This is a genomic window from Alkaliphilus peptidifermentans DSM 18978 (genome assembly GCF_900101495.1).
Lineage (GTDB): Bacteria > Bacillota > Clostridia > Peptostreptococcales > Natronincolaceae > Alkaliphilus_C > Alkaliphilus_C peptidifermentans.
In genome coordinates this window covers 61,383-67,555 of the sequence record NZ_FMUS01000029.1, presented here as the reverse complement: position 1 = coordinate 67,555, position 6,173 = coordinate 61,383, and the positions used below count along the sequence as shown (strand labels likewise).

5 protein-coding genes and 3 pseudogenes are annotated in these 6,173 nt (G+C 32.3%); 4 read left to right on the top strand and 4 right to left on the bottom strand.

The annotated features are described in order from the left end of the window. Together BLP68_RS17685 and BLP68_RS17680 are read right to left on the bottom strand one after the other, a co-directional pair. Positions 1–200, bottom strand: a pseudogene (locus BLP68_RS17685) (IS5/IS1182 family transposase); the annotation flags it as partial. Positions 201–372: 172 nt separating this feature from the next. Then, positions 373–1,164, bottom strand: coding sequence for a GNAT family N-acetyltransferase (locus BLP68_RS17680; RefSeq protein WP_091546481.1), 792 nt, complete (start codon positions 1,162–1,164; stop codon positions 373–375). 385 nt (positions 1,165–1,549) lie between these two features. Between BLP68_RS17680 and BLP68_RS17675 the strand changes: the two genes are divergently transcribed. Next, complete coding sequence (locus tag BLP68_RS17675; RefSeq protein WP_091546479.1) at positions 1,550–2,179, top strand: D-Ala-D-Ala carboxypeptidase family metallohydrolase; 630 nt, start codon at positions 1,550–1,552, stop codon at positions 2,177–2,179. Positions 2,180–2,335: 156 nt separating this feature from the next. On the opposite strand, the gene BLP68_RS17670 is transcribed toward BLP68_RS17675, so the two are convergent. Further along, a complete protein-coding gene (locus tag BLP68_RS17670) occupies positions 2,336–3,034 on the bottom strand; it encodes a DUF1287 domain-containing protein (RefSeq protein WP_091546477.1) in 699 nt (232 codons plus the stop codon). Between the two features lie 242 nt (positions 3,035–3,276). Between BLP68_RS17670 and BLP68_RS22485 the strand changes: the two are divergent. From BLP68_RS22485 to BLP68_RS17655, 3 genes and pseudogenes are all read left to right on the top strand, one after another. Continuing rightward, positions 3,277–3,774, top strand: a pseudogene (locus tag BLP68_RS22485) (PocR ligand-binding domain-containing protein); the annotation flags it as partial. A gap of 216 nt (positions 3,775–3,990) precedes the next feature. After that, positions 3,991–4,329: pseudogene (locus tag BLP68_RS22480) on the top strand (methyl-accepting chemotaxis protein); the annotation flags it as partial. Positions 4,330–4,725: 396 nt separating this feature from the next. Beyond that, positions 4,726–5,586 carry a nitrilase-related carbon-nitrogen hydrolase gene (locus BLP68_RS17655; RefSeq protein ID WP_330389223.1) on the top strand — a complete coding sequence of 287 codons (861 nt, stop codon included), beginning with the start codon at positions 4,726–4,728 and terminating at the stop codon, positions 5,584–5,586. A 73-nt stretch (positions 5,587–5,659) separates the two neighbouring features. On the opposite strand, the gene BLP68_RS17650 is transcribed toward BLP68_RS17655, so the two are convergent. Further along, positions 5,660–5,971: a hypothetical protein gene (locus tag BLP68_RS17650; protein ID WP_091546467.1), complete on the bottom strand. Its 312-nt coding sequence runs from the start codon at positions 5,969–5,971 to the stop codon at positions 5,660–5,662. Between the last annotated feature and the right edge of the window lie 202 nt (positions 5,972–6,173).

Genomic DNA, 6,173 nt, shown 5'->3' with positions numbered 1-6,173 from the left:
AGTAAAGTCATTTTAAAAAGAACTACTGGATCAACAGATGGACGTCCATTATCATGACAATACAATTCTTCGACTTCGTCATAGATAAAACTAAAATCAATGTATTTATCTATTTTTCTTAGTAAATGGTCTTCTTTAACTAGCTCTTCGAGCATAACAAACTCATAAGAAGTTTGCTTATCTTTAGCTTTAGTAAGCATAATTCATCACCTCATTATACATATTCGACATCGATTGGATAAATCCTTTTTGAATAAAAAAAAATCCACCCTTTTCAGGTGGACTTTGTCAACAGTCTCAGGAATCCTATCTATAATAGGATTCCTTTTGCGTAAATTCTTTATATGCTTCTATGCATCTATAATAAAACATTTAAAGTTTACAATGGTTTATTAAGTCAAAAAATAGCTCAGTTTTTTCTCCTACTTTTCTAAAGCCACATTTTTTATACATTTCCTTTGCAGTATCTTCACCATCAGTAATAAGATACACATGTTCAACTCCATTACCTTTTGCTTCTTTTAGCAGGTGTTTTACTACAGTGGTACCATACCCTTTCCGTTGATATTCCTCTAATATATCAAAATCCTCAATTTTCGCAACTTTATTATTAACCATAAGCTCACAGTTTCCAATAGGTATATTACTAGTATAGCAGACATAAAAATTCAAACCAGAATTAGGATTTGTATATACTTCTGCTTTTCTAAATATCCTCTTTGCTGCAAATTCAGTACCCATTCCTGATTGATTAGCTAAAATATCCACTTCTATTCCATCCTTTAAAACCTTCTCTGATATAGCCTTCTTAACTATGCATCCCTCATTTACTGAGAGATAATTACCCATTTGTGGTTCAATCCACATATAGTCATATATACTTACTTCAGGAGTGATAGGCAAGCCTTTAATAAAATCCTCTGAAAAAGTACCATTAAACTCTATTCGCAAAAAATCTTTATTGCCACTACATCTATTTTCTAACTCCTCATTAATAATCCTTTTTATATCATTTTCACAAACACTGTTTTTTATAAATGTAAAGTTGTGAGTATACATGTTGGGTAATTTATCATCGAAGAATTTTATACTATCCTTATTCTCATGGTTTTCAGTGAATTTTTTTATGTATTCTATTTCAGTATCTATAAGCCTACTAAACATATTAATCCTCCTCTTTAAACATAGATTACCAGATATAGGGATACTCTTCTATAATAACCATAACTCCCATGCATCCCGCTTACTTCCCTCGTTTGAAAATAGCTCTTGTACGTATAGAACATTGAACTTTTTAGTTATAATAATATCATTTTTTAATAGTGAAGGCTATTCCCTATTCATTTTTATAGCTACAATTTGTACAAATGAAAAAGCTTAAAACACTTTCGGCTTTTGTTTTATTTATAATTACTTGTTAATCAAATTCTAATTAAATCTAAAATTCTTCATCTATAGGTTTACATTTTACCTGAAAAATCCTTCTTAATAAATATAAATCATTTAACCGGTTAAAGTTTTATAAAAAATTATTAAGGAGGATATTGAAATGGCAAGAACATTAAAACGTGGTGATTCAGGGTCAGATGTAAGAGAACTTCAAATACGTGTTGCAGGATGGGCAGCCAATAGTCCACAGCAGACTTATGTTGGAGTTGATGGATCTTTTGGTGCGCAAACGGAAGCAGCTGTAAAACGCTTTCAAGCTTCCTATGGGTTAACAGCAGATGGTATTGTGGGCCCTCAAACCCATAGTCAATTAGACTGGCTAGAGTCTTCTGATGGTTCAACTAGACACTTCAGCTGGGGTGAATTTTATTGCAAGGGTAATGGAAGCTTCTCAGGTGGAAAGGTTGGAGCTACAACAGTAAAGGAGAACGTTCGTCGTATGATGTGGAAGCTGGAGGCCCTACGTAGAAAAGCAGGAAATAATCCAGTTACTATAAACTCCGGTTTCCGTAGTATTACCCATAATAGCAATGTAGGCGGTGCAAGCAACAGCCAGCATATGTATGGGATAGCATCAGATATAAGAGTTAACAATAGAACGGTAACTCAAGTAAATAATATAGCTCGAACCTGTGGCTTCAGTGGGATTTATAATATGACTAGCGCAACTCATGTTGATAGTCGTATTGAATACAACTACGGATCTCAATCCTGGTGGTGGAATTATTAGCATTTATACCCACTTTTGTAACAAGCCTAATATAAAAAATAATTTCCTCAAAGTTATCTTGAGGGAATTATTTTTGAGCTACTACTGATATTTAATGACTGTCTTACAATATACAATCCTATTTTTCATCTTTTCTAATAGTTTTATAAAACAACCTTAGTAAATCCATCTGTAATGCCCCGCTATAGGTGTTTTGATGGATTTTAATTTAACCTCTGCCGCAAAGGGTGGGCTATTATGGATGATATATGGAGTACCATCCTTTGCTCGTTTATCCGAAATGATTGCCACATGATGAAATCCCTCTAAAAATACAACGATATCGCCAGGTTGCCATTGTTTTAAATTCTCTATATCTCTTGGAATTAGCTCAGTAGTCAATGATTGAGTAAATCTCTCAAAGAAAACATATTGATTTGGGACTCTTCTAAAATCAATGTTTGACTCTGGTTTACCATTTACCCTAGCATACTCACCTGTATTCATTTTAATATCTTCGTCCATCAGTTCCTTTAAGTTTATATTTGCACCCATTAATCCTCTCCAAATTATATCTGTACAAACCCCTTCCTCATTTGGTGGGTAACCTCCTGCATAATAACCACTCATATATTTCGTCTTTTTTTCAACTTCTTTACGTGCTGCCATTACAATATCAATAGGATCTGGAATCCCATTGTTATTTCTATCTACTTTAGAAAAATCCTCTGGGATATTAATCCTTCGCGAAATGGGATTATCAACATGAATACCTATTGAGTCAAGAATTAAACCACTTCTATAAAAGATAGTAAATACAAACCCTAATGATAACAAAAATATACCAAACAGTAAAATTACCCTATGAAATCTCATCAGTACACCTCAAACTCGTATTTTTATTTTTTATTTACACCATAAGTATTCTTTCATTTTATTAGACTCCTTTATTATACAAAAGGTTTAATATAAATGTAACTATAATATTTTTTCCTATCTAATGTAATAGAACTGTTCCTTTCTTTATTATTCTAAATTTTCACTTATTTAAAGGATTTTGACACATATTGTCGAAATAAATGAATTATGTAGAAAATTCTATTTAATGGAGGGAATATATGGGACAAGAAAGATTAAAACTTAAGGATGTAATTGATTTAAATTTGTTACAGCAGTTTCAAGATACCTTTGCCGAAGCAATGGGTATGGCCAGTATTACCGTTGATGAAGTAGGCCCCGTCACAGAACCCAGTAATTTTACAGATTTCTGCATGGAATTGACAAGAAAAACTAAAAAGGGATTGTCCCTATGCAATCAATGTGATATTAACGGTGGTAAAGAAGCCGCCAAAACAGGAAAGCCTTCAATATACTACTGTCATGCGGGATTAATGGACTTCGCTGCACCTATTATAATTGACGGAGTACAAGTTGGATCAATGTTGGGTGGACAGGTACTGCCTTCACCTCCCGATGAAGAAAAATTCAGAAAGATTGCTGAGGATATTGGGATAGATCCCGATGAATATATATCATCCTTGAAAAAAATTAGAGTTGTGCCAGAAGAAAGTATAAAAGCAGCAGCTCAACTTTTATTTATTGTTACCAATGCCTTGTCTAAAATAGGATTTCAGAAAAAACAAATAGTTCACTCCTCAAAAAACCTAGATGGTATATCAAATGAAATGTATGACAAGGTTAAGCATCTATCACATAAATTTGAAAACGTTTCCTCACAAATAGAATTTTTATTTAGTACATTTAATAGTTTATTAGAGTCATCGGCAACCTCTAAAGAGAAGGTTTTAGAAACTGATGAAATACTGGGATTTATAAGAAATGTTGCAGGTCAAACCAACCTATTAGGTTTAAACGCTGCCATTGAAGCTGCACGGGCGGGAGAACATGGCAGAGGTTTTGCAGTGGTTGCTGAAGAAGTTAGAAAGCTAGCAACTATTAGTGTTCAATCTGCTGGAAAAATTGAAAACATTTTAAAAAGTGTTCAGGAGTCAATGAAGTCTATTGAGTCTGGAGTAAATAGTACCGGAAAAGTTATAGAAGAACACACAAAAACCATGGAAGAAATTGCTATAGGTATAAAAGAAATGGAAGGATTCTCAACCACACTTCAGGAAATGACAGAAACTATGAAAAAAAGAATTGGTGAATAGAAAATCTTTGACCAATTACCTAATTGATTAAATGTTTTTTTATGATATTATAAGAATAATTCCCTTAAGTTTTAGGGAGTTATTTTTGTTGATCCTTTTAAATTAACATAAGTAAAAATTTCTTGAAGGGAGTTGACTATCATCAGTAAAAATAGTGGCTTATTTAATAAGAATTTTAACTATGAAGAAGATGACTATGATAGATTAAAAAACATAAATAGTAGCACTAACAAAAACAAGTGTTTCACTAACAAAGCAACCATGAAAACATTAGAATTTGATTATGAAGAAGATCCTTATGAACCGGAAAAAAATCGATAATGATGATTCATTGTTATGAAAATCGTATACTTAAATGACTTTTATTGATTATGCCTAAAAAGAAGGGAGTGTCAGATGATGCAACCAACAAAAATAGCTCTTGTGCAAATGCAAGCGATTATAAACAATAAACAAAGAAATCTAGCAAAAATAAAAGAATATATTAAGCAAGCAAGTAATAATGGCTGCCATATCATATGTTTTCCTGAAACTGCTGTACATGGATACAGTAAAAGTCTTTATCTTGAAGGTGCTGAGCCAATATCAGAAATAGCAGACGAACTAAAAGTCATGTCAGAAGAGTATGGTATTTGTATACTTGTAGGGATGACTGAAGGTGCTGAGAACAATAAAAAACCTTATATTACCCAGTTAGTGATTATGCCAAAAAAAGAGACTGCATTTTATAGAAAAACACATTTAGGTGAAAGTGAAAAAGCATATTTTAGTCATGGTAATTCTTTGCCTGTTTTTCAAACAGCAACTGCTAAAATAGGTGTTCAAATTTGCTGGGAACTTCATTTTCCAGAAATATCAACAATCATGTCTTTAAATGGTGCAGAAATAATTTTCGCACCCCATGCCTCTCCTAACATTATAGGAGACCGAAGGGAAATTTGGCTAAAGTATTTAGTAGCTAGAGCATATGATAATAAAGTTTATATAGCTGCATGCAACTTAATAGGTGAAAATGGAAAAGGTCAGTGTTTTGGTGGTGGTGCTCTAGTAATCGATCCAAAAGGAAATGTAATTGCAGAAGACTTTAATGGTCAAGAAAGTATTTTATATGTTGATTTAAGCAATGAAAAAGTTAATAGAGTTCGCACGAAAAAAGCAAAAACAATGAAAGACCGTTTTTACTTACAATCTAGACGACCAGAGCTTTATAAAGACTTAGTAAATATAAGAAGTGAATACAATAAGGCTCATTTCTAAACCAATAAATGAGCCTTTCTTTGAAAATTATTCTATGTCCCAAAGAAAAGATTACGTGTATTAATATAAATTATTAATTTAACTTAAAACTTTTTATTAAATTATAAAACCCATACGGGACAAATAATACTCCCACAAGAGAACCTAAGAATCCAACCCGTAACGCAATCCTTAAGAATCCTGTGATTTCAGGATTTTTTAAAACATACTCTAAAGCTGTAAAGGTGATAGCGAAAAATATTCCTTTTAATATCATTATTACACTTAGTTTTGTAGTATGAGTGGGATTCATTCTGTTTTTTACTTCTTCATACTCCTGATTTGATAAATTTTTATCTTCAAACTGCCTTAATCTGTGATGGTTTATATGATGCCACCAACCCAATTAAATACCCCCTTTCATAATTATTCATCAAAAGCTTCCTTCTTTTAATAACTGCAAAACAGTCTCTAACGCATCCATACCTGTTTATATCATCCAGTTCAATGGGTTCTCCATGTATTTTAAAACTGATATTTAAGAGATAAGGTCTAATAGTTAACCTTGATCTAATTATATACTAAATACCATAATTATACAATAGTTT

What these genes read in the sequence shown, in the direction of transcription:
- BLP68_RS17675 (WP_091546479.1), top strand. Translation starts at nt 1,550, where the DNA reads ATGGCAAGAACATTAAAACGTGGTGATTCAGGGTCAGATGTAAGAGAA.
- BLP68_RS17680 (WP_091546481.1), bottom strand. Translation starts at nt 1,164, where the DNA reads ATGTTTAGTAGGCTTATAGATACTGAAATAGAATACATAAAAAAATTC.
- BLP68_RS17670 (WP_091546477.1), bottom strand. Translation starts at nt 3,034, where the DNA reads ATGAGATTTCATAGGGTAATTTTACTGTTTGGTATATTTTTGTTATCA.
- BLP68_RS17655 (WP_330389223.1), top strand. Translation starts at nt 4,726, where the DNA reads ATGATGCAACCAACAAAAATAGCTCTTGTGCAAATGCAAGCGATTATA.